Here is a 21,744-nt window from a genome sequence, read left to right on the forward strand (position 1 = left end):
GCCCCGGGTGAGCGGTCCGTCACCGGTGCTACGAACGACTCTGCCCGGATCCGACACCGCCCGTCAGTGGGTGTGCCGGTGGTGGGCGTCCGGGTAGTGCGCGTGGGAGTGGGCCACCGCGGTGTGCGCGTGCACGTGCCGGTGACGGGTGCCCGGTGCGACGGGCTCGTCGTGGTCGTGGTCGTGGTGGCCGTCGTCGTGGGTGTGCCAGTGGTCGTGCGTCACGGCGTCGTGCGTGTGCGCGTGCGCGTGGTCCTCGCTGAGGTGCAGCCACGTGCCGACGGCCATGAGCCCGCCCGCGAGCAGCAGCTGCCACGTGACCGGGTCGCCGAGGACGACGGCGAGGACGGCGCCGAAGAACGGTGCCACGGAGAAGTACGCGCCGGCCCGCGCGGTGCCGAGATGCCGCAGCCCGACGACGAACAGCACCAGGCTCAGCCCGTACGCGACGAACCCGAGGGCCAGCGCCGCGGCGGTCGTCGTCACGCCGGGGAGCCGTGCGCCGAGCAGCAGCGCGACGGCGAGGTTGGTGGGGCCCGCGACCGTGCCCTTGACGGCGGCGAGCCACGTCGCGTCGGTGAGCGACACCTTGCGGGTGAGGTTGTTGTCGAGCGCCCAGCACGCGCACGCCCCGACCACGGCGACCACCGGCCACACGCCGGTGACGTCCGCGTGCCCCGTGGGGACGGCGACGACGACGGCCCCCGCGACGATCGCGAGCATCCCGAGCGCGACCCGCCGGTCCGTCGCCTCCCGGAACACGACCCACGCGACCAGGGCCGTGAGCACACCCTCCGCGTTGAGCAGCAGCGACGCCCCCGACGCGGGCATCGACGACAGCCCGAACATCAGCAGGACCGGTCCCGCGACGCCACCGGCGGCGATCGCGCCGGCGAGCCACGGCACCTCGTCGCGCGCGAGCCTGACCGCGGGAGCGCGTCGCACCCGCCGCCACCCCCACATGCCCAGGCCCGCGCCCACGTACAGCAGGCCGGCGAGCAGCCACGGGCTCGTCTCGCCGAGCAGCAGCTTGGCGAGCGGGGCGCTCGCGCCGAAGAGGACGGCGGCCAGCACCGCGGCGCGCACCCCCACGTTCCGCAGGCCGCGCGACGAGTCGGTCACCGCACCATTCTCGCGGCCGCGCCCTCCGCGCGGCGACGGCCCGTCCCGCCGGCGTGCGTCACGCCGGCGAGGCGAGCTCCACGGCCAGGTGGCGGACGAGCAGCCGGCCGGTCCGCCCGGGCGGCGTCACGGCGGGCGCGGGGGAGTGCGCCACCCGACGGATCACCCGGCGGCCCAGGTCGTGCCGGCGCTCCAGCCACCGCACCACCAGGATGTGCCCGACCCGCGCGACCGCCCCGTCCGGAACCGGGGCCTGGACGACCTCGCGGGCGCGGCCCTCGTCGACCACGCGCCGCGCGTGCTCGTCGACGAGGTGCTCGAGCAGCGACGCGACGTTGCGCGGCGTGTCCGGGACCTCGTCGAGCATCGCGGTGATCCCGTCCGCGTCCGGACCTTCCGTCACCGCGACGGCGAGGCGCTCCTGGAAGGCCGTCAGCCGGTCGCCCGACCAGTCGTCCGCGTGCGCCAGGAGCGGCGGGTCGTCGTGGGGCGTGCGCTTGCCGAACACGTGGTGGTCCTCCTGGGTCGGTGACGACGCGGTCCGCGCCGGGAACGAGTGTGCCCCGGGCACCCGACTCCCGATGTCGGATTCGCCCTGGTTCGCCCGATCGGCTGACCCGCTGACCGGCTGACGGCCGTGCGCCCGCGCGTGGCCCCGCGCCGCCGCACGCCCCCGGCCACCGAGCCCTGTGACACGGTTGCGCCGTCCGCATGACCCGCTGGCGCTCGCGGTGCCCGATCCCGCACCATCGGCTGCCATGACCGTCGCCGCGCCGCCCCTCTCCGTCGGGCCGGTGCGACGGTCCACCCGCGACCGGCTGTTCGGCGACCGCCCGTGGTGGGTGGTGCTGGTGCTCGGTGTCGTCGCCGCGGGCGCCGCCGTGGGGACCGCCTTCGCCGGGTTGTGGGTCGCGTTCAGCGGCTGGATGGGCTCCGACCCCGCACCGGCGATCGCGTACGTGGCGTTCGTCGCCGGCTTCGGGGTCAACGGGGGCGTCGCGGTCGCGTACTGGAAGGTCGGGCGGGCCCTGCTGCCGACCGTGCTCATGGCGGTCGGGGCCGTCGCGCTGCTGCTGCCCCTGTGGGGCGCCGTCGTCGGGCTGCCCTGCGTGCTCGTCGCGATCCTGACCTCGTTCGTCGGTCCCGTCGCCCGGATGCGGCACCGGCGGGTCGTCGGCGCCTGCGTCGTCGGCGCGCTCGCCCTGCTGGTGCTCGTGTACTGGTTCGTCGCGACGACCGTCGAGGCCGACCGCGCCCGCCAGGACTCGGCGCTCGCGGTCCAGGTGGTGCTCGCACGGCAGGCCGCGGGCGACGTCGCCCTCTCCGGGACGTACGACAGCGGCGACGAGCTGTCGACGACGGACGGCACGACGGCGCTGACGTACGGGCACATCCCGCTCGTCGTGGTCGCGACGGACCACGAGGTCTGCGTCGTGTCCCGGGACCCGGTCCGCGGCGTCTACCACGGGCACGACACGGGCGGCCGACGGGCGGGCCGCAGCCGTGACGGCGTCTGCCCGCTCGCGTCCGCGGCGACGGGCTTCTCGATCGACTACCCGGTCGGCGTCCACGTCTCGTGGGACGGCTCCGCGGTGCCCGTCGTCTCCGGCGGCCGTGCGCCGTACACGTTCCGCCTCTCGACCGACCCGCTGTTCGACGACACGGCGACCGGCGGCACCGCCGAGCTCCCGCAGGGCGTGACCTTCGACCCGACCACCGGGGTCTTCCTGGAGGACGAGTCGTGGACGGGGCAGCAGGGGTTCGCCGCCGTCGTCGTGGAGGTCACCGACGCGGACGGGCTGACCGTCCGCACCCGCGTCACCCTGACGTGACGTGACGTGACGTGACGGGCCGCGGCGCCAATCGTTTCGGGTGAGGACACCGGTCGAGCGCCCCACCTAGCCTGCGAGCACCCACTCCCGACGGACGGCTGGAGCGCGCGCATGAGGATCACCACGTCGGTCACGGCCGGGCTGCTCGGCGCGTCGCTGCTCACCGCGGGCGCCGCCGCCGCCGCGGCACCCGTCGCCGAGGCCGGCGGCGCGCACGGCAGCCGGACCCCGTGCGCGAGGACCGCCGCGCTGTTCTGCGAGGACTTCGAGTCGCAGCCCGTCGGCGGGGCGTCGAGCCTCGACTGGGGGGTGGACACCCGGCACGGCACCCTGCGGGTCGAGCGCTCCGGCCACGCCGGGAAGGTGCTGCACGTGCACACCGAGGGCAACGGCGCGGCCTTCCTCGAGGTCCCCGACCTCGCCGCCCCCGGCAACAGCTTCTTCGGCCGGGTCCGGGTCAAGGTCGACGACTTCCCGACCGCGCCGGACTGGGCGCACTTCACGCTCGTCGAGGTGGCCGGTGCCGGGAGCAGCGAGGTCGTGCGGCCGCTCGGCGGGCAGTTCGCCCCGACGGTCGGCCCCGACGCGACGTTCTGGGGCGTCGGCGCGGACGGCGGGCCGACGGGCGACTGGACGAGCTGGCAGGAGTCCGCCCCCACGGTCGAGGACCGCTGGCAGTGCGTCGAGTTCCAGTGGGACGCCCCCGAGAACCGCGTCTCGCTGTGGTTCGACGGTGCCGCCCAGCCTGACCTGACCGTCACGACGACCGACCACGGCGGAGCCGCGACCGACTTCGTCCTCCCCTCGGCCGACACGGTCCGCGTGGGCTGGCAGCTCTACCAGGGCGGCTCGACGCCCGACCACTTCGACGTGTGGCTGGACGACATCACGTTCGCCGCCGAACGGGTCGGCTGCGGGCGGTAGCCGGACGCCGCCGTCGCTGTGGGACCGTCGTGACCGTGACCGTCGAGAGGTTCGCGGGCGAGTGGTCGATCGACCGCGCGATCGTCGACGCGCGCGCCGGGCTCGACGGCGTCCTGCGCGGCACCGCACGCTTCGATCCGACGGACGACGGCGGCCTGGCGTGCGTCGAGGAGGGCGTGCTGACGTTCGGCGGGTCGCAGCGCCCCGCCCAGCGGCGGCTCCTCCTGCAGCCGGCCGCCGGTGGGGCGGTCGAGGTGCTGTTCGGCGACGGCCGCCCGTTCTACCGGTTCGACCTGGTCGACGACTCCTGGTCGGGCGAGCACGGGTGCGGCCGCGACACGTACACGGTGACGGGCCGGTTCCTGGGCGCGGACCGCTTCGAGGAGGTCTGGCACGCCACCGGGCCGGCCAAGGACTACCGCCTCACGACGACGTACCGGCGGTAGGGCGCCGGACCTCAGCTCCCCGGCGTCGAGACCCCGGGGACGACGACGGGCGACCCGCCGCCCGGCCAGCAGGAGAACCCGATCGGGATCGACTGGCCCTTCGACACCATCTCCCCGAGCAGGTCGACGCACTTGGAGACGAGCACGTTCGGGTCCTGCGACACGGACTCGGCGAGCGTGCGGTTGGCGAGCGCCTGCTGCTCGGCGGTGATGACGGACTGCTCGGCGATGCGGGTCTGGGCGACCTGGGCGAGCAGCGCGTTGACCTTGCTCTGCGTGTTCTCGTCGTAGTGCACGACCGGGATGATCACGGATAGCACGTTGATCTCGTCGCCGATCTGGTCCTGGATCCGGGCGAGCACGTCGGTCGACAGCGTCTCGAGCCCGGGCGACGTGGAGTTGCCCTCCTTGTCGATGGCCAGCGGGTCGTAGTCCTCGAACACGGCGTTGAGGGCCGCGTTGAGGTCGCGGGTGACGAGGCTGTCCCGCACGTTGTCGAAGTCCCGGTAGTCGCGGAACAGAGCGTCGGCCGCAGGCTCCTCGATGCGCCACCGGATCGACGTGTCGACGCACGCGGTCGCCTGGTGCGCGATCCGGACGGTGATGCAGCTGAACCCGGAGTCCGACTTCACGTGGTTGTCGGTCTGGATCGCCGCGTCCATCTCGGTGACCTTGTTCCACGGCGGGACCAGGTGGAACCCGTTCGAGAGGCTGCCGACGGGGCGCCCGAACGACGTCTCGATGCCGACGTTCTTCGTCGAGACGATCGTCGCCGAGCTGGCGAACCCGCACACGACGGCGAGCGCGAGCGCCGCCAGGGACGCCCAGCCGGCGGCGCGGGACCCGGGGCCGGGGCGCGGCGGCCGCGGCGCGGCGGGCCGGGAGGCGCCGCGACGGGACTTGCCGCCCGAGGCGGGGACGGCCTCGGCCTCCTGCGCAGCGGCGGCGGTGACCACGACGTCCTGGTCCTCACCGGTCGCCCGGCCCCTGCCCGTGCTGAGCCACACGACGCCCGTCGCCACCGCGACGACGAGCAGGACGATCGAGAGGACGAACAGGCCGGGCACGGGTCGCTCACTCCTGAGGGGTCGACGGTGAGCGGAGCATAGGGCAGCGCGCGACGAGCGTGCCGGTGCCGTCGACGGTGCGGACCGGCGTGACCGTGCCGGTCGGGCGAGGTATCACGGCGCCCGGACCGAGGTCCGATACCCGAGGGATCGCGACGAGACCGCAGGGGGACCCATGTCCGAGCTCCACGCCACGGCGGCTGGTCGGCGCGCGGTCGCGCTCCTGAGCAGCCCGCGCCGGAAGACCGCGGTCGCGGTCGTGATCCTGGCCGTCGTGCTGGTCCTGATGCAGCAGTCGCTCAAGGCCGTGGACGACTCCGGGATCGTCGACCGCGACTTCGAGCAGCTGCGCATCGCCGTCGCGCTGCTCGGGGGCCTGGCCGTCGCGGTGACGACCCACAAGCTGCTGGGCTGGAACGCCCTCTCCGCGGCGTGGCAGAACCTGATCGCTGTCGTGGTCGGCGTCGCGGTCGTCGCGGTCACCGTGCTCGTGGGTCGCGGCGGCGACCAGGAGTTCGTGTTGGGGCGGCTCGACGGGCAGCACCCGTTCGCGCAGCGCACGCTCCTGTCGGGCGGCAGCGGCTACCGGTACTACATCACGCTCGAGGGGTACCCGAAGGAGATGAGCGCCCGGCTCCAGCTCCGCGGCTCGGGCACCCCCATCGAGGGCGAGAAGCAGAACGACGGCACCGTCGTCGCGGAGGGCGTGCTGACCGGGGACGCGACGTGGACGGCGCTCGTCACGCTCCTCACCGGTGAGGGGCCGTACCGGCTGTACGTCGACTCCGCACCCCCGATGCGGCTCGACGGCCCGAGCGACTCACGGGCGGCGAGCTTCGACGCCGGCAGGACGCGTGCCGGGTTCGTGTTCGAGAGCGACGGCCGGTGGTCGACGGCGCACATCCACGTGCGGTCCGCCGGTGGTGCTGCCGTGCAGGACACCCCCGGACTGGCGCTCAAGGACGACCGGGGGCGGCTGTGGGCCACTGCGCCGCTGCGCGGCACGGGGAGCGTCGACACGACGATCCCGCGGGGCAGCTACGTCGTCGAGGTGCAGGGCGCGGTCGCCGGGCAGGGGTTCACCCTGTCCCTCGACCTCGAACCGGCGGCGAGCGGCGCGAGCCCCGACCCGTCCGAGCCGGCGGGGCCGACGGGGCCGTCGACACCGGCACCGACCGCGACGTCGACGCCGGTGCCGACGGTGCCCTCGACGCCGGTGCCGACGGTGCCCTCGACGCCGGCGCCGACCGAGCCGTCCACGCCGGTCACGGCCGACGACGTCGCGGTGCCGGACGTCGCCGGGCAGCCGGCCACGGACGCGGCGCACGCGCTCACGGACGCCGGCTTCGTCGCGGAGGTCGTCACCGTGTGCAGCACCTCGCTGCACACCGAGGGCGCCCCCGTCGGGACGACCCGTCAGGTGGTGCTGGCGGGTGCGACGTCGACGTCCGAGGAGGTCGAGGTGGTCGCGAAGGACCACGTGGTGATCCCTGTGCTGCCGCGCGGCACCGTCCTGACGGTCAAGTCGTACAGCGGCCTGCCGTGCCGCTGACCCGCCGCGGGCGGTCGGGGCTGCGGGTGACGCGGGCGGTGCAGCAGGATGGCCGGGTCGCGTCCCGCGGCGTTCCCGGGCGGAGGTGCCACGCGTGCAGCGTCGCTTCGTCGTCGGTGACGGCTACGCGGCGTACCGCGGTCCCGTGGCGGACAGCCCGTTCCACCGTCGGCCGGATGAGCGGCAGCCCGTCGGGGGAGCTCGACGTGCGTCTGCTGGCGGCGATGGACGTGCTGCGCGACCGCGCCGTCCCGATCCCGGTCCTCGCCGCGACGGTCGGCCTGTCGCCGCAGCGGCTGCGGGCGCTGGCGCGGGACCAGGTCGGCATGCCGCTGGCACGCTGGCGGGTGTGGGCGCAGCTGCGTCGCGCGGCAGACGCGCTGCAGGCGGGCGAGCCACCCGCGCAGGCGGCGGTCACGGCGGGCTTCGCGGACCAGGCGCACCTGACGCGGCGGATGCGGGACATGATGGGCCTCACCCCGGCGGCCGTGCTCCCGGTGCTGCGCGATCAGCCCCGGCGAGCGACGTAGATCGAGATCGAGCCGGTGACCGTCGGCACGACCTCGACCTCCCGCACGCCCTGGAGCCCGGCGTCCGACATCAGGTCCGGCAGCACCCCGTCGGCGTTGGGCCGGGTGTCCTCCGTGCCGTCGGCGAGCTGCACCGTCCGGAACGCCAGACGCATCCGCGACGTGCGCTGCAGGCCGTAGTCCGCGATCACGACCCGACCGCCCGGCCGCAGCGCCGCGGACGCCGACGCGAGCACGGCCCGCTTCACCGGCATCGCGCACTGGTGCAGGACGAGGCTCGACACCACCGTGTCCAGCGACGACGGTCCGTACAGGTCCGTCAGCGAGTCGCCCATGCCGAGCCGCCAGTCCACCGCGGCGTCGGCGGCGCCCGCCTTGCGACGCGCGACCTCCAGCACCTCGGGGTCGGGGTCCAGGCCGACGACGTGGGCCCGCGGTTCGACCCGCGCGAGCAGGACCGCGAGCGAGCCCGTGCCGCAGCCGACGTCCACGATCACCTCGTCCGGCCGTGGCGCGACGTACGCGGCGGTCAGGGTCCGCCACAGCCGCTCGCGCGTGAGGGCGACCACGGAGTCGTAGAACCGGGTCGGCGCCAGGCGGCCGAGGGCAGGGGTGAACGCGTTCTCGCTCATGCCCGCAGCCTGCGCCGGGCATCCGTCCGCCGTCTTGAACGGACCGCTCGCGCGCCCGTCCGGCCGTCGGGGCCGTTGGTTGCCACGCTCACCCATCGTCGCCGGGCGGACCCCCTCACCCCTACGCTCTGCCCGAATCGTCCGGTTGAGGCAGGGGGTCTCATGAGCACGGCAACGACGAGGCTGGCGGAGGAGCTCGGCGGGCTGCGCCGCGACGCCGGCAAGAGCCTGCGGGAGCTCGAGCGGACGACGGCGACGAGCGACTCGTCGCTCTCCCGGTACTTCGCGGGGACGGCGACCCCGCCGTGGTCGGTCGTCGAGGCGCTGTGCCGCGCCGCGGATCGCTGCCCCGACGAGCTGCGGGCGCTCTGGGAGGACGCACGCCGCGAGCGCCTCGACCGCTACGACCGGGCGGTGCCGGGGACCGACGTGGCCGACACGACCGACCAGGCCGACGCGACCGACCAGGCCGACGCGACCGACCAGGCCGACGCGACCGACCAGGCCGACGCGACCGACCAGGCCGACGAGCCGACGGTCCCGCCCGACGAGACGGCCCGGTCTCACACGCACGCCCCGCCCCCGGGACGCCGGACCCGGACCCGACGCCGGGTGATCGTCTCGGTCGGCGGCGTCGCGCTCGCGGCCGCCGGGACCGTCACGGGCGTCGCGCTGCTCGACGGCCACGACGCGTCACGCCTGTGCCCGTGGCGCTACGTCGTGACCGACGGCGTCCCCGCGCCCGTGCTGCTCACCGACAAGCCCGGTGCGGGGCGTCAGGTGATCGACAGGACGTACGCGCCCGACGAGGTGTTCCTGGTGCCGGAACCTCCGGAGGTCGTCAACGCGCACCTGCGGACCGTCGACGGCTGGGTGTCGACGGGCGACTGGATCCAGCGCGCACCGGGCGCGTGCGTCGAGAAGGACTGAGCAGGCGTCAGACCCGCAGGCGGGAGCGCCGCTGCGCTCCCTGCGTCTGCAGCACGAATCGGAACAGGGCGTCCGCGTCCTTCTCCTGGAGCCCGACGAACCGGCAGCCGTACTGCGTCGCCCCGGTGGCGGTCCGCTGCGAGCGCAGCACCTCGGCGTCGAGCAGGACGGAGGCGTCGCGGGTCGGGAACCGGAACGTGATGCGGTCCTCCTCCTCGAGACCCGCGTTGGTGGAGATGCGCATGCCGTGCGCGCCGATGTCGACGACGGCGAAGCTGATCGACCGGGTCGAGCCGTCCGCCGCCTGCACGACGCCGCCGCAGATCTGCGAGATCCGCACCCGTGCGACCTGCCGCTTCTGCAGCATCGACGTGAGCTCGAGGTCCTCGACGTGCACGGTGGTGACACCGACCTCGGCGATCCGGCCGCTGTAGCGGACCTCGCCGCGCACCTCGTCGAGCACGAGCACCTGGACGTCGTCGCCCTCCCGGAGGGCCCCGACGACGCCGTGGTCGGCGCTGAAGGTCAGGGTGCCGTCCTCGCACGCGGCCACGTGGCCGTCGAGCGCGCGGTCACCCACCGCGATGGCGCATCGTGCGAGGTCGTGCATGGTCGAGATCCGTCCGGTCGAGGCCGCCGCATCCGTGCGGCGGGGTGCTGGTCCAGCGCACCTCTCATCGGCGGGTCGTGGCCGATCCTGAGGGGCCACCGGGAGGGGCGGGTCACACCAGGAGGCGGACCACCCGCGCGCCGACGTCGTCCATGTCGTCGAGCCACCGGGCGCGGCGGGCGTCGTCGGCCTCGTTGACGGACGCGAGCACGGTGCGGTCGACGACGGTCGGCGCCGTGGCCGGACCGAGGTAGGAGCCGACGCACCGCTCCCAGACGTCCGCGAGCGGGTCGCCGAAGTCCGCGACCTCCCGCTCCGCCGGGGTGTCGGTGGTGTTGACCACGACGAGGCGCCGCACCCGGAGCAGCGGCTCGGGGAGCCCGCCCGCCACGGGCAGCCGGTACGCGACGCCGGGCACGAGCACGCGGTCCAGCCAGCCGGCGAGGATCGCGGGCGGCTTGCCCCACCAGTTCGGGTGGACGACGACGAGGGCGTCCGCCGACGCGACGTGCGCCCGGTGCAGGTCCAGCAGGGGGTCGCCCGAGCCGGCGGGAGACAGGCTCCGCCCGACGACGAACGACTCCTCGGCCCGCAGCACCGGGTCGAACCCTTCCGCGTACAGGTCGTGGGCGAGCAGCGTCGCGCCGGCGCGCGTGACGGCGGCCCCGAGCCGGTCGGCGAGCGCGTGGTTGTAGCTGCCGGGCCGCGGGTGCGCGAGCACCAGCATGACGACGGGCGCTGCCGCCTCGTCCTTCGCCACCGCTGCCATGCCGTCCCCCCGACGCGATAGGGGGACAAGGTAACCGCTACGCGGGCGCGACCTCGGTGACCATCACGCAGTTGCCCTGGCCCTTGGGCCGGTCGTACGTGAAGCCGAGCTCCTCGTACGCGGTGCGCGTGACGTTGTAGAGGAACGACGACGAGACCTTCTTGTCGGGCGGCAGGTCGTGCGGGTACGACTCGACGACCCCGCCGCCCGCCTCGGCGATCAGCGCGAGCGCACCCCGCACCGCGACCGACGCCATGCCGTGGCGCCGGTACCGCTTGTCGACGAACACGCACGTGATCCGGAAGTCCGGGCGGCGCGTGACCGTCTGCTCCCACTCCTTGCGGTGGTGGATGTTCGGCAGCTCGTCGACCGGCCCGAACTCCGCCCAGGCCACTGCCTCGTCGCCGTCGAGGACGAGCGCCGCGTGCGCGAGGCCGGCCAGCACACGCCGGTGCTTGAACTCGCGGTTCCCGATCTCCCGGCGCTCCTCCTTGGGGTCCGGGTAGAGGTGGAAGTAGGTGCACCAGCACCCGCCCCAGACCCCGTTGTGCCGCTCGGCCAGGCCCGCGAACAGGTCCCACGTCTGCGGACCGAGCCGTTCGATCCGCCAGCCGTCGACGGTGACGTCGCTCATCTTCGCGACAGTAGCGGCGCAGTCACGGCCCGACCATCCCCTGAGGACGACGCCGCCGCCCCGCGCTGGTGCTGCGGGGCGGCGGCGTCCGAGCGGCGACGTCAGCTCGTCGGGAAGCTGTCCGCCGTCATGATGCGGCTCCGCACGAACTGGCCGGACTGCGACAGCTGTGAGGTCCCGTAGTTCGAGCCCGAGCAGGTGCCCGGCTTGAAGGCGGCGCTGGACTCGTCGGCGTCGGAGTACGTCCAGTTGACGTGGCTGATCTTCAGGGAGTCGAGCAGGTCGAGCCACGCCGTCGAGCTGGCGATGTCGACGGTGCCGCCGCCGGTCGCGCTCGTGGTGCCCCACTCGGTCACGAACAGCGGCAGCTTGCTCGCCGCGTTGCGCACCTCGTTGCGGTAGGTGTCGGTGTGCGACGCCGCGTAGAAGTGGAACGTGTACATGATGTTCGAGAACGCGATGGGGTTGGCCACGATCTCCGCCGAGCTCGACCCGTTGGAGACCCCGAGCGACGACCACCCGCGGGTGCCGACGATGACGACCGCGTCGCTGTCCGCCGCCCGCACGACGGGGATCACCTGGTTCGCGTAGGTGCGGATCTGGTCCCACGAGACGCCGTTCGGCTCGTTCGCGATCTCGTAGATGACGTTCTTCTTCGACGCGTTGCGGGTGGCGACGTTCTTGAAGAACGTCTTGGCGTTGTCGAGGTTCACGTTCGGGTCGCCGGGCGTGAGCGTGTGGAAGTCGATGATCGCGTACATGCCGCGCGCTTCCGCCTGGTCGACGAGGTCGTTGACCTTCGCCGTGAACGCGGCGGGGTTGGTCGTGTAGCCGTCCTCGTTGACGTACATGGCGATGCGCAGGACGTCGGCCTTCCAGTCGTTCGCCAGCGTGTCGAGCGAGCTGGTGTTGTAGCAGGACGGGAACCACTGGAGCCCGTGCGTGCTGACGCCGCGCAGCTGGATCGGCTTGTTGTACTGGTTGCAGAGGTTCACGCCGCACACGTGCAGCTGGCCGTTGATGGCGAGCGGCGTCGTCCCCGTCGGGGGCGGCGGGGTGGTGGTCGTGGGCGTGGGCGTCGAGGTCTGCGTCGGGGTCGGGGTGCTCGTGGTGGACCCCGTGCACGCCGTGCCGTTGACGGTGAACTGGGTGGGCACGGCGTTGGCGCCGCTCCAGCTCCCGTTGAACCCGAAGCTCGCCGTGCCGCCCTTGCGGACGGAGGCGTTCCAGCCGGCGTCCTTGACCGACACCGTGCTGCCCGACTGGGTCAGGGTGCCGTTCCACAGGTTCGTGACCTTCTGGCCCGACGGGAACGTCCAGCCGACGGTCCAGCCGTTGACGTCGTCCCCGAGGTTCGTGAGCACGACGTTCGCGCCGAAGCCGTCGTTCCACTGGTTAGTCACCGTGTACTCGACCTTGCAGCCGGCAGCAGCCTGCGCCGACGTGGCGGCGATGGCGCCGACCCCCGTCGTCGCCAGCAGGGCCGCGGACAGCAGGGCGGCCACCCTGATGCGCTTTCCCATGAAGTCTCCTCGTCCGTGGTGGTGTGCGCGGGCGGCGGGACCCGGCTCTCCGGACGAGCAGTCGACGCGAGGCTGCGCACCTGCCTCGTGAGGGCTGCGGCGCAGGCGTCGCGTCCTGGCCAGCCGCCGTGGATGCGCGGTCCGACCGTAGTCACGGTGGGCGCGGGCGGCAGGCGCTCGAAACGTTTCGTGAAGTGGAGGCTCGGGTCGGCGCGCCGCCCCGGCTACCGGACGCCCGGGCCTGCGCCGGAAGCGACCGTCGACCGGCGGCCGTGGCGAGGCCGATCCGCCACCACCGGATGCCGGCCCGTCCCTCGCGCGCGTGCGCGGGAGCCGGCTCACGACGACTGGTGGGTCGGCTCGGGGCCCCAGTCCGGGCCGCCGTCGTAGACGAGGAGCGCCTCGTCAGGGGTCTGCTCTCCGCAGAGGCTGATCACCAGCCTCTGCCAGTCGGGCTGACCGAAGTGACCGGGGGGCTGGAACAGCATGGGGCCGTTCGGCGCGTCCACGCGGAAGTAGCCGTCGATCGCGGTCCACCGGAACTCGCCCGTGTACGGGACGACCCGGTCGGGGTCGCAGGTGCCGCCCGACCACAACGGGAAGTTCGTGAAGTACCCGGTGCCTCCGACGTCGAACTCCGCCGTGGACGCACCGTCGGGTCGCGACTCCCACACCCCCGGCAGCGTCACGGCGGGTTCGTCGTCGCCGGAGCCGCAACCACCGAGCAGCGCGGCGCCGACGGCCACGGCGAGCAGGGCACCGGCGAGCCGAGGTGGCGCTCCCACCGACCTGCGGGCACGGCGAAGCAGATGCACGAGGCGCCCCCCTGCGGCTCGATGGCCTCGGTGAACACCTCGGCTCGGACGACGCTGCGATCCAACCAGGGCCTCGAGGTCCGCCGCGCGGTCGTGCGCGAGGCCTCCACGCGGCGGACACGTACCGGACCGATGGGGCGCGCCGCGACGAGGTGAGCCGCCGCCAACCCCACGGTCCGTGCTCCTGCCAGCCCGACCACGGGCTCGGGTGCTGGCCGGATTCCGCGGCGGTCCGCGCCACCCGAGGATCGACATCGCAGGTCTCCCACCCCCCACCACAGAGGATCCGCCATGCTCCGCACCACCTCCGACCGCCGTCCCGCCCACCGGGCCGTCGCGGCTCTCGCCCTGCTGGCCGTGACGGCCGGCGTCCTCTCGGCGTGCCGCGACGCCGACTCGGCGCCTCGGGCGACCGGCGAGCCGAGCGGGTCGAGCGGGTCGAGCGGGTCGACGCTGCACATGGTCGAGAACGGCGACCACCGGCTGGCCTTCTACGTCACGCCGGGCCACGGCCCGACCATCGTGCTGGACTCGGGCGGCGGCGAGGACGCGTCGTACTGGGCGGACCTCGTGCCTCAGCTGCACGCGTCGACCGGCGCCACGGTCATCACCTACGACAGGGCCGGTCTCGGCAGGAGCGACGTGGTCCCCGGTCCGTGGGACGTCGCGAGCGCCGTCAGCGACCTCGAGACGGGGCTCCAGCAGCTCGGCGTCTCGCAGGACGTGACCCTCGTGTCCCACTCCCAGGCCGGCGAGATCGCCACCTGGTTCGCCGGCAGCCACCCGACGATGCTCGCCGGTGCGGTCCTCGTCGACGCGAACCTGCCCCCGTTCTTCACGGAGGAGGAGGTCGCCCGCCTCGCCGCCGCCACGCAGCCCGAGGTCGACGCGGCGAAGGAGGACCCGGACGACCCGCGGAACCGCCAGCTCATCGCCACCGCGGAGAGCTTCGTCGAGACGAGCACGGCGTTCCACGCGCTCGCGTGGCCGGACACGGTCCCGGCCACGGTCGTCGTCTCGGAGAGGACCCCGTTCGAGGGCTCCCCGGAGGACGCCCAGCGCTGGCGGGACGCCGCCGCGTCGTTCGTCGAGGCCGGGCCGCACCGCAGGCTCGTCACGGCCACGGGCAGCTCGCACGACGTCCCGAAGGACCGCCCCGAGCTGGTGCTCGAGGAGATCGAGAACGTCGTCGCCGGACGGCTCTGAGCCGGCTCCTCGGCCGGTGCCCTGAGCACGGGGCAGGGCGCCGGCCGGCCCAGGTCAGCTCTCGCCGAGCTCGCGGGGGCGGCGCATCGCGGCCGCGAGGTCCGGGTTCGTCGTCCCGAGCTCGTCGACGATCCGCTGCTGGACGTGCGCGGGCTTGTTCTGGCTCAGCTTGGCCCGCGCGTCGAACCTGTCGACGCGCATCCGGAGCCCGACGGTCCCCCGGGCGATGCGTCGGGTGCCGGCCTCGTCCTCGGACAGGTGCCGGGCACCGGGTCGGTCGCCCTCGAAGTGGTCGGTGAGCCGCGACAGGATCGCGTAGTTCTCCTCGTCGCCCAGGATCTGCGGGGTGCCGTACAGATGGGCGGTCACGTGGTTCCACGTGGGCACGAGGTCGCCGGGCTCGTACCAGCTCGACGAGACGTAGTCGTGCGGCCCCTGCACGATGACGAGCAACTCGTGGCGGCCGAGCTCGTGCAGCTCGTCGTCGGGGCGCCCGAAGTGGCTCAGGAGGACGATCCCGTCACCGCCGGTCTCGTCGAGCAGCACGGGGTAGTGGGAGGCGACGAGCCCGTTGCTCGTCGCGGAGACGAACGTCGCCCACGGGTGGGCGCGGACCAGCGCCTTGACCTCGGCCGGGTCGGTCATGAGGTAGCGGGGTGTGTGCCGCATCGACGGCTCCTTCGGGGTCGGCGCAGGTTCCATCGTGAGCCACGTGCTCGCTGGGAGGCTGGGGCCATGATCGACGACTTCGCCAAGGAGTACCTGCACGGCGACCTCCGGTGGACCCGGGCGTCGCTCCTCGGCACGCTCGACGGGCTCTCCGAGCACGACGTCCGCCGCCCGCTGACGGAGACCGGCACGAACCTGCTCGGGCTCGTCAAGCACCTCGCCCTCACCGAGGCGCGCTACTTCGGCGAGATCTTCGGCCGGCCGTTCCCCGACCCGGTCCCCCGGTGGGACGACTTCGCCGCGAACCGGGCCCACCTGTGGGTCGCCGAGCACGAGACCCGGGCCGAGATCCTCGACCGGTACGACCAGGCGTGCCGCCACGCCGACGCGACCATCGACGCCCTGCCGGTCGACACCCCGGGCCACGTGCCCTGGTGGCCGCAGCCCGACGTGCTGCTCTTCAACGTGATGGTGCACGTCCTGACCGAGACGAGCCGTCACGCCGGCCATGCCGACATCCTGCGCGAGGGGCTCGACGGCGCCGTGAGCACCGGCCCGGGGTCGGCGTCGCCCGTCGACGAGGCGATCACGGCCGAGCGGGCGCGGCACCGGGCGCGGATCGAGGCCGCTGCCCGGCGCCACCGACCCGTCTGACGTGCGCGGGAGCCTGCGGCCCGCGTCGCGGCGCTCTGGCGCCACGTACGCCGACCGGTCGATGATGGCCCGGTGCCTGCGTCCGTCGTGTCCGTCCACCGCAACGCCGAGCATGCGTTCAGCAAGCCCGCTGCCGGGTCGATCCTGCTGATCGAGGGCATCGGCGTGGACGGCGACGCGCACGCCGGCACGACCGTGCAGCACCGTTCGCGCGTCGCCCAGGACCCGTCGACGCCGAACCTGCGCCAGGTCCACCTCATCCACGAGGAGCTCTTGGACCAGCTCGCGACGGCCGGGTACACGGTGCGTCCTGGCGACCTCGGGGAGAACATCACGACGCGCGGCGTGGAGCTGCTGGACCTGCCGGTGGGCACCCGGTTGACCATCGGCGACGCCGTGGTGACCGTGACCGGCCTGCGGAACCCGTGCCAGCAGATCAACGACCACCAGGCCGGCCTGCTCAAGCAGGTGCTCCGGCCGCGCGCGGACGGTTCGGTCGAGCGGCTGGCCGGGGTCATGGGGATCGTCTCCCGCGGTGGCACGGTGCAGTCCGGTGACACGATCGAGGTCCGTCTGCCGCCCGGGCCGCACCTTCCTCTGACGAGGGTCTGAGGCCCGGGCTGCTCCCTCCACGCCCGCCTGATCAGCCCTCGGCGACGACGAGCCGCAGCGCCCCTGCACGCTCGGGCTGCGTGCGCAGGTGCCCGTGCCGCGCGTCCCACGCCCCGCCGGCCAGGTCGTCCGCGAGCCGGTCGAGCCCGCGATGCACCGCGCCCGGGTCGGCCATGGCGAGCCCGGACGTCGCGGCGCGGACCTCCGGGCGGAGGAAGGCCTCGGGCTTGCCGTAGAACGCCTCACCGAACCCGTCGGTGCAGTCCCACGGCACCGGCACCACGTCGACGCGGACGGTGCGGCTGCCCGCCGTGAGCGCGCCCACGACCCGGTCGATCGCCGGGAACCGGGACAGCTCGGCGGCGAAGACCTCGGGAACGTACTCGGCCAGCCAGAAGTCCTGGAGCGCCACGGCGTCGAAGGTGAGCACGACGACCGGTCCGCGGCTCACCCGGCGCATCTCGCGCAGGCCCTGCTCGACGTCGCTCCACTGGTGCACGGTCACGGACGCCATGGTCGCGTCGAAGGTGTCGTCGTCGAACGGCAGGTGCTCCGCCGTCCCGTCGAGGGCCGGCGCCGCCCCGGCGGGGCGCTGGGCACGCATCGCCGCCGACGGCTCGACGGCCAGCACGTACCGGTCGTCGGGCTCGTAGGACCCCGCCCCGGCACCGACGTTGAGGACCGTCCGGCTGGCGCCGAGCGCCGCGTGCACCCGGGCCGCGATCCGTGGGTCCGGCCGCCGGACGACGGCGTAGCCGCCGCCGTGCTGCTCGTAGTCGAAGTCGCCTGCTGGACGTGCACGGTTCGCCACGCGCACAGGGAACCACGCGCCTCGCCGGCCGCGGCGGGTGCGTCCACCGGGCGTCGCGCGACGCTGTTCAGGCCGCCAGGTGGAACGTGCTCGCGAAGCGCTCGAGGAGCGCGCCCGGACCCCGCAGCACCTCGACCACGCCGGTCGCGATCGCGCGGTCGGGTGCGAGCTCGCCGGAGATGAGCCGGTGGATGTCCGGGCCGGCGGCGAAGGCGAGGTCGGCGGGTCCGTCGCCCCGGGTCACGTCGAGGGTGGGGCCGTCGACCCGGACGAGCAGGTCGGCGGGGCCGAGCCGTGCCCCATAGACGGTCGCCGGCAGGTGCAGCGCGACGTGCGGCCGGAAGGCCGTCCGCAGGGCCATCGTCATCGAGTCGGGCGTGATGATCTGCTCCTCGCGCGGGTCGCCCATCGCCTTGAAGCCCCAGGCGCCGAGCGCGAGCACGACGGGTTCGAGCTCGCGTCCGTACGGCGTCAGCTCGTAGACGATGACGCGCGAGCGTGGCGCCCGGCGGATGATGCCGGCGTCCTGGAGCTCCTTGAGCCGTGCGGCCAGGATGTTGCTCGGGATGCGGGGGAGCCCGGCGGCGAGCTCGCCGTAGCGGCGCGGCCCGACGAGCAGGTCGCGGACGATGAGCAGCGCCCAGCGCTCGCCCACGAGCTCGAGGGCCCGTGTGACGCCGCAGTACTGCCCGTAGTCGCGTGCGGCCATCGACCTCAGGCCTGCTGGCTCGCGAAGGCCTCGGGGCCCTGCTCGGCGGCGGCCGGGTCCATCCAGCCGAACTCGAGGATGTTCCCGTCGGGGTCGGTGAGCCCGCGCTGGTACATGAAGCCGTAGTCCGAGGCGGGCCGCGGCTCGGAGCCACCGGCGGCGAGGCCCGCGGCGGCGGCCGCGTCGACGGCGTCGCGGCTCTCGACGAAGACCGCGGTCGACACCGACGGGTTCACCGCGGGGTCGCCGAGCGGGAGGTCGGTGAACGTCTGGAAGTAGTCGCGCGTGAGCAGCATGAGGGCGCTGTGGTCCTGCTCGATGACCACGCAGGCCGCGTTGTGGTCCGTGAACATCGGGTTGATGGTGAATCCGAGGGCCGTGTAGAACGCCTTCGCGCGTTCCAGGTCGGTCACCGGCAGGTTGACGAACAGCGCGGACATGGCGGTCTCCCTCGGACTGTGCGGGCAGGTGGACGTGATGCCACGCTTGCAAAAAACAAGTACCGCGTCAAGGGGTGGCGGCGCGGAGTGTGACCGATCTGTGACCTGTTCGCCTGTCCGGGTTCGCCCTGACCTGTACCTTTCCTGCTGACTGCTGGTCCCGGCGTCGTGCGGCATCCCGGGCACCGCACCACCCTCGACCCGCAAAGGCGGCCCCGTGCCCAGACGCGCCCTCGACCCCCGCGCCCTCCTGACCGGTAGCCGGCCGTCCCGGCCCGGCTCCCTCCGCCGGACCGTCCGCGTGGGCGCGACGGCGGTCGTCGCAGCCTCGCTGCTGTGGCCAGCCGTGGGGGCCCAGGCCCTCGCCGGGCCCGCGGAGCGGGCATCCGTCGGGACGGACGCCGCCGCCGACCAGGAGGCCACGGCATCGCTGTCCGGCCGCGTCACGGACGGCACGGGCGCACCGCTCGAAGGTGTCCGGGTGCAGGTCCTGGGCGACGGGCCGCCCGCGGTGTACACCGCGGCCGACGGCACGTGGAGCGTCGTGGACGTGGTGGCCGGGCCGCACGTGCTGCGGTTCGTCCTCACCGGCCCCGACGGCGACACGCACTCCCTGTACTGGAACGGGACGCGGTACGGCACGCACGCGTTCACGTGGCTCCCGACGCTCGACGCGGGCGAGGACCGCAGCGGTCTCGACGTCACTTTCGTCGACAACGGCGCCACCGGCACCGTCACCTCCGCCGGCGCCCCCGTCGCCGGGGCGACCGTCGGGTTCTACCGGTCGCCGAGCGACCCCTCGCCCGCCACCACGGTCACCACGGCGGCCGACGGCACGTGGACGGCACGCTGGCTGCGCCCCGACTCGTACGCGGTGAGGGTCACCCCGCCGGACGGCTCCGGCCTCGCCCCGGCGTGGTGGAACTACGACGGCACCTCGTACGGGAGCCTGTTCTTCGACGGCACGGCTCGCACGTTGCCGCCCGTCGACGTGGCGCTGTCCGCGGAGTCGCGGCTGGGCGGGCGCGTGGTCGACGAGGCCGGCCGGCCCGTGGCCGGTCTGCGGGTCGCCCTGTGGACGGGTCGCAACCGGCCGTTCCTGGCCGAGTACGCGACGACCGCGGCCGACGGGACGTACACGTTCCACAACCTGGACGCCTCGTCCTACACGGTGCAGGTCGCGCCCGACTTCCACTGGTCCGGCTCGGACTGGGCGGTCAAGGAGTTCCTCGGCGGCGCGCTCGCCGTCCGCGGCGCGGTCTGGACGGCGGTCGGCGCGCAGCAGGAGGCCACGGTGGCCGACCTCGTCCTGCGCGCGGGCGGCACGATCTCGGGCTCGGTCGTCGCGGAGCCCGGGTGGGACGGGCCCGGGATCTCGGTCGAGCTCCTGGCCCCGGACGGGTCCGTCGTCGCGTCGGTGCCCGCGCAGGACAACGCCGACGGCCCCGACTTCGCGACGTCCGGCGCGATCCCCGCCGGCGAGTACCGGCTCCGGGCACCGATGCCGGGCGACGGCTACTGGTGGCTCGGCGGCACGAGCTTCGAGACCGCCCGCGTCCTGGACCTGCGCCCGGGCGGCGCGATCGACGACGTCGAGCTCGTCCTCTCCGACGCCTTCGCCGGGGTGCCGCCGGAGCCGGACGTGGCGCTCACCGAGGACAACCGCGGCGGGCTCAGCGTGGCCGGCCCGGTCGCCGCGGGTGGCACGGCGGCCATCGCCGGGCTCGAGCAGCCGGCGTCGAGCTACGTCTGGCTCGCCCCCGCGGCCCCGGGCGTCGCGTCCCGGCTGGCCGCCGCCGGTGCGGCGTTCCAGGGCCTCGGCTACGGGCAGGTCGGCGCCGACGGGACGCTCCGGTTCACCATCCCCGCGGGCGTCGTGGCCGGTGCGTACCGCGTCGCCGTGACGACGCCCGGCGGGTTCCTCACGGGGTGGGCCGACGTGACGGTCACCGCGGCCACCGGCCCCTCCGGCTCGGTGCCCGCAGGTCCGTCGGCCGCCGCGCCGGGTGCGGCCGCAGCGCCGTCTCCCGCCACCGCCGCCGCGTCCTCCGCCTCGACGTCCGCCCGTCCGGCACAGCGCTCCGGCGTGCTCGCCACCACCGGGTTCGGCGGCGCGTGGGTCGCCGGCGCCGCCCTCGCGGCGGTGCTCCTGGGCGCCGGGCTCCTGGTGCTGCGGCGCCGGTCGGCGTAGCGCGGCACCTCCCGCGGGCGACCTCCCGACCGTGTGGTCGGGAGGTCGTCTCGGCGGACGGCGATGCTGGTCCGTCGACGTGGCCGGGCCGAGGCTGCGCAGGCGAAGGACGCCCGGGGACCCGCGCTGACAGCATGGGCACATGACCCGGACCACCGTGACCGCCCCCTCCGCCCCGGCAGCGGTCGGCCCCTACTCGCACGCCGCGACCGCGGGCGGCCTGCTGTTCCTCTCCGGCCAGACACCGATCGACCCCACGACCGGCCGCCTCGTCGACGGGGACGTCGCCGTGCAGACGCGCCGCGCGCTCGACAACCTCGACGCGGTCCTGCGGGCCGCGGGCGGCGGCCTCGACGACGTCGTGAAGGTGAACGTGTACCTCACGTCGATGGACGACTTCGCGGCGATGAACCAGGCGTACGCCGACGTCTTCACGGAGCCGTTCCCGGCGCGGACGACCGTCGCGGTCGCCGGCCTCCCGCTCGGCGCCAGGGTCGAGGTGGAGGCCGTCGCCGCGATCGACCGCTAGCCGCCGGTCACGGACGCCGCCCGGCGGAGCAGCTCGTCGGTCTCGTCGTCCGGCATGAGCTCCCGGACCTCCTGCGCGCACCGGCAGGCGGCGGCGAGCTTGGCGGCCCAGACCAGCGCCTCCTCGCGCGAGGCCACCTCGACGACCGAGAACCCGCCGATGACCTCCTTCGTCTCCGGGTAAGGCCCGTCGGTGACCGTCCCGTCGGTCCCCACGACGCTCGCGCGCTGCCTCTGCAGCCCGCCGCCGTACACCCACACACCGGCGTCCACGGCCTCCCGGACCACCTCGTGCGACGCCGTGCCGACGTCGTCCCAGTCCCCGTCGGGGATGTGGTCCATCGCGCCGTCGTCGAACGAGATCAGGTACTGCGTCATCGTCATCGCTCCCTGTCCGGCGGCCTCCTGCGGCCGCCCTCACGTGTGCTACGAACGACCCGCCCCGGATCCGACGCTAGGGCAGAAGTCGTCTCCCGGAGCCCCGATCCCGAGCGCGAGCCCGAGGGCGGACGCCGGATGCTCGGCTGCGAAGCGTTTC

The 21,744-nt window shown here is 74.2% G+C and carries 25 protein-coding genes; 11 read left to right on the forward strand and 14 right to left on the reverse strand.

Features of this window, described 5'->3' with window-relative positions; genetic code table 11:
• Positions 1 to 63: 63 nt before the first annotated feature.
• Both Cch01nite_RS21580 and Cch01nite_RS21585 read right to left on the reverse strand, forming a co-directional pair.
• Positions 64 to 1,122, reverse strand: a complete 1,059-nt coding sequence (locus Cch01nite_RS21580; protein ID WP_239071207.1) for a DMT family transporter — start codon at positions 1,120 to 1,122, stop codon at positions 64 to 66.
• A gap of 58 nt (positions 1,123 to 1,180) precedes the next feature.
• Positions 1,181 to 1,693: a hypothetical protein gene (locus tag Cch01nite_RS21585; protein ID WP_203758578.1), complete on the reverse strand. Its 513-nt coding sequence runs from the start codon at positions 1,691 to 1,693 to the stop codon at positions 1,181 to 1,183.
• Between the two features lie 187 nt (positions 1,694 to 1,880).
• Here Cch01nite_RS21585 and Cch01nite_RS21590 point away from each other — a divergent pair, with 187 nt between their 5' ends.
• The 3 genes from Cch01nite_RS21590 to Cch01nite_RS21600 all read left to right on the forward strand — a co-directional run bounded on the left by Cch01nite_RS21590 (position 1,881) and on the right by Cch01nite_RS21600 (position 4,324).
• Positions 1,881 to 2,954 (forward strand): Ig domain-containing protein, encoded by a 1,074-nt coding sequence (locus Cch01nite_RS21590; RefSeq protein ID WP_203758579.1) that lies wholly within the window; start codon positions 1,881 to 1,883, stop codon positions 2,952 to 2,954.
• Between the two features lie 111 nt (positions 2,955 to 3,065).
• Positions 3,066 to 3,878 (forward strand): hypothetical protein, encoded by an 813-nt coding sequence (locus Cch01nite_RS21595; RefSeq protein WP_203758580.1) that lies wholly within the window; start codon positions 3,066 to 3,068, stop codon positions 3,876 to 3,878.
• A 35-nt stretch (positions 3,879 to 3,913) separates the two neighbouring features.
• The gene (locus tag Cch01nite_RS21600) at positions 3,914 to 4,324 is read left to right on the forward strand and encodes a DUF6314 family protein (protein WP_203758581.1); all 411 of its coding nucleotides are present in this window, start codon (positions 3,914 to 3,916) and stop codon (positions 4,322 to 4,324) included.
• 11 nt (positions 4,325 to 4,335) lie between these two features.
• Here the strand turns inward: Cch01nite_RS21600 and Cch01nite_RS21605 are convergent, their stop codons facing one another.
• Positions 4,336 to 5,391 carry an SPFH domain-containing protein gene (locus Cch01nite_RS21605; RefSeq protein ID WP_203758582.1) on the reverse strand — a complete coding sequence of 352 codons (1,056 nt, stop codon included), beginning with the start codon at positions 5,389 to 5,391 and terminating at the stop codon, positions 4,336 to 4,338.
• Positions 5,392 to 5,566: 175 nt separating this feature from the next.
• On the opposite strand from Cch01nite_RS21605, the gene Cch01nite_RS21610 reads away from it, so the two are divergent.
• Together Cch01nite_RS21610 and Cch01nite_RS21615 are read left to right on the forward strand one after the other, a co-directional pair.
• Positions 5,567 to 6,943: an RAD23 family protein gene (locus tag Cch01nite_RS21610; protein ID WP_203758583.1), complete on the forward strand. Its 1,377-nt coding sequence runs from the start codon at positions 5,567 to 5,569 to the stop codon at positions 6,941 to 6,943.
• Between the two features lie 176 nt (positions 6,944 to 7,119).
• A complete protein-coding gene (locus tag Cch01nite_RS21615; protein WP_203758584.1) occupies positions 7,120 to 7,473 on the forward strand; it encodes a helix-turn-helix domain-containing protein in 354 nt (117 codons plus the stop codon).
• On the opposite strand, the gene Cch01nite_RS21620 is transcribed toward Cch01nite_RS21615, so the two are convergent.
• A complete protein-coding gene (locus Cch01nite_RS21620) occupies positions 7,452 to 8,105 on the reverse strand; it encodes a class I SAM-dependent methyltransferase (RefSeq protein WP_203758585.1) in 654 nt (217 codons plus the stop codon). The two genes, Cch01nite_RS21615 and Cch01nite_RS21620, sit on opposite strands and share 22 nt — an antisense overlap.
• Before the next feature lie 162 nt (positions 8,106 to 8,267).
• On the opposite strand from Cch01nite_RS21620, the gene Cch01nite_RS21625 reads away from it, so the two are divergent.
• Positions 8,268 to 9,035 carry a helix-turn-helix domain-containing protein gene (locus tag Cch01nite_RS21625; RefSeq protein WP_203758586.1) on the forward strand — a complete coding sequence of 256 codons (768 nt, stop codon included), beginning with the start codon at positions 8,268 to 8,270 and terminating at the stop codon, positions 9,033 to 9,035.
• Between the two features lie 7 nt (positions 9,036 to 9,042).
• Here the strand turns inward: Cch01nite_RS21625 and Cch01nite_RS21630 are convergent, their stop codons facing one another.
• The 5 genes from Cch01nite_RS21630 to Cch01nite_RS21650 all read right to left on the reverse strand — a co-directional run bounded on the left by Cch01nite_RS21630 (position 9,043) and on the right by Cch01nite_RS21650 (position 13,356).
• Positions 9,043 to 9,645: a PilZ domain-containing protein gene (locus tag Cch01nite_RS21630; RefSeq protein ID WP_203758587.1), complete on the reverse strand. Its 603-nt coding sequence runs from the start codon at positions 9,643 to 9,645 to the stop codon at positions 9,043 to 9,045.
• Between the two features lie 112 nt (positions 9,646 to 9,757).
• Positions 9,758 to 10,414 (reverse strand): NAD(P)H-dependent oxidoreductase, encoded by a 657-nt coding sequence (locus tag Cch01nite_RS21635; protein WP_203758588.1) that lies wholly within the window; start codon positions 10,412 to 10,414, stop codon positions 9,758 to 9,760.
• A 37-nt stretch (positions 10,415 to 10,451) separates the two neighbouring features.
• Positions 10,452 to 11,048, reverse strand: a complete 597-nt coding sequence (locus Cch01nite_RS21640) for a GNAT family N-acetyltransferase (RefSeq protein ID WP_203758589.1) — start codon at positions 11,046 to 11,048, stop codon at positions 10,452 to 10,454.
• 101 nt (positions 11,049 to 11,149) lie between these two features.
• Positions 11,150 to 12,571, reverse strand: coding sequence for a cellulase family glycosylhydrolase (locus Cch01nite_RS21645; protein ID WP_203758590.1), 1,422 nt, complete (start codon positions 12,569 to 12,571; stop codon positions 11,150 to 11,152).
• 338 nt (positions 12,572 to 12,909) lie between these two features.
• Complete coding sequence (locus Cch01nite_RS21650; RefSeq protein ID WP_203758591.1) at positions 12,910 to 13,356, reverse strand: hypothetical protein; 447 nt, start codon at positions 13,354 to 13,356, stop codon at positions 12,910 to 12,912.
• A 321-nt stretch (positions 13,357 to 13,677) separates the two neighbouring features.
• On the opposite strand from Cch01nite_RS21650, the gene Cch01nite_RS21655 reads away from it, so the two are divergent.
• Positions 13,678 to 14,592 carry an alpha/beta fold hydrolase gene (locus Cch01nite_RS21655; RefSeq protein ID WP_203758592.1) on the forward strand — a complete coding sequence of 305 codons (915 nt, stop codon included), beginning with the start codon at positions 13,678 to 13,680 and terminating at the stop codon, positions 14,590 to 14,592.
• Positions 14,593 to 14,646: 54 nt separating this feature from the next.
• Here the strand turns inward: Cch01nite_RS21655 and Cch01nite_RS21660 are convergent, their stop codons facing one another.
• The gene (locus Cch01nite_RS21660) at positions 14,647 to 15,261 is read right to left on the reverse strand and encodes an FMN-binding negative transcriptional regulator (RefSeq protein ID WP_203758593.1); all 615 of its coding nucleotides are present in this window, start codon (positions 15,259 to 15,261) and stop codon (positions 14,647 to 14,649) included.
• A gap of 66 nt (positions 15,262 to 15,327) precedes the next feature.
• On the opposite strand from Cch01nite_RS21660, the gene Cch01nite_RS21665 reads away from it, so the two are divergent.
• The gene (locus Cch01nite_RS21665) at positions 15,328 to 15,915 is read left to right on the forward strand and encodes a DinB family protein (RefSeq protein ID WP_203758594.1); all 588 of its coding nucleotides are present in this window, start codon (positions 15,328 to 15,330) and stop codon (positions 15,913 to 15,915) included.
• A 72-nt stretch (positions 15,916 to 15,987) separates the two neighbouring features.
• The gene (locus Cch01nite_RS21670; protein ID WP_203758595.1) at positions 15,988 to 16,527 is read left to right on the forward strand and encodes an MOSC domain-containing protein; all 540 of its coding nucleotides are present in this window, start codon (positions 15,988 to 15,990) and stop codon (positions 16,525 to 16,527) included.
• A 31-nt stretch (positions 16,528 to 16,558) separates the two neighbouring features.
• Here Cch01nite_RS21670 and Cch01nite_RS21675 read toward each other — a convergent pair whose 3' ends face one another.
• The 3 genes from Cch01nite_RS21675 to Cch01nite_RS21685 form a co-directional block, all read right to left on the reverse strand.
• Positions 16,559 to 17,338, reverse strand: a complete 780-nt coding sequence (locus tag Cch01nite_RS21675; RefSeq protein WP_203758596.1) for a class I SAM-dependent methyltransferase — start codon at positions 17,336 to 17,338, stop codon at positions 16,559 to 16,561.
• Positions 17,339 to 17,405: 67 nt separating this feature from the next.
• Positions 17,406 to 18,047, reverse strand: a complete 642-nt coding sequence (locus Cch01nite_RS21680; RefSeq protein ID WP_203758597.1) for a winged helix-turn-helix transcriptional regulator — start codon at positions 18,045 to 18,047, stop codon at positions 17,406 to 17,408.
• Positions 18,048 to 18,052: 5 nt separating this feature from the next.
• The gene (locus Cch01nite_RS21685; RefSeq protein WP_203758598.1) at positions 18,053 to 18,487 is read right to left on the reverse strand and encodes a VOC family protein; all 435 of its coding nucleotides are present in this window, start codon (positions 18,485 to 18,487) and stop codon (positions 18,053 to 18,055) included.
• Positions 18,488 to 18,788: 301 nt separating this feature from the next.
• On the opposite strand from Cch01nite_RS21685, the gene Cch01nite_RS21690 reads away from it, so the two are divergent.
• Positions 18,789 to 20,678: an MSCRAMM family protein gene (locus Cch01nite_RS21690; protein WP_203758599.1), complete on the forward strand. Its 1,890-nt coding sequence runs from the start codon at positions 18,789 to 18,791 to the stop codon at positions 20,676 to 20,678.
• A gap of 142 nt (positions 20,679 to 20,820) precedes the next feature.
• On the forward strand, positions 20,821 to 21,207 hold the full coding sequence (locus Cch01nite_RS21695; RefSeq protein ID WP_203758600.1) for a RidA family protein: 387 nt from the start codon (positions 20,821 to 20,823) through the stop codon (positions 21,205 to 21,207).
• Here Cch01nite_RS21695 and Cch01nite_RS21700 read toward each other — a convergent pair.
• On the reverse strand, positions 21,204 to 21,584 hold the full coding sequence (locus tag Cch01nite_RS21700) for a YciI family protein (protein WP_203758601.1): 381 nt from the start codon (positions 21,582 to 21,584) through the stop codon (positions 21,204 to 21,206). The two genes, Cch01nite_RS21695 and Cch01nite_RS21700, sit on opposite strands and share 4 nt — an antisense overlap.
• Positions 21,585 to 21,744 lie beyond the last annotated feature (160 nt).

This window comes from Cellulomonas chitinilytica (assembly GCF_016862675.1).
GTDB classification, from domain to species: domain Bacteria; phylum Actinomycetota; class Actinomycetes; order Actinomycetales; family Cellulomonadaceae; genus Cellulomonas; species Cellulomonas chitinilytica.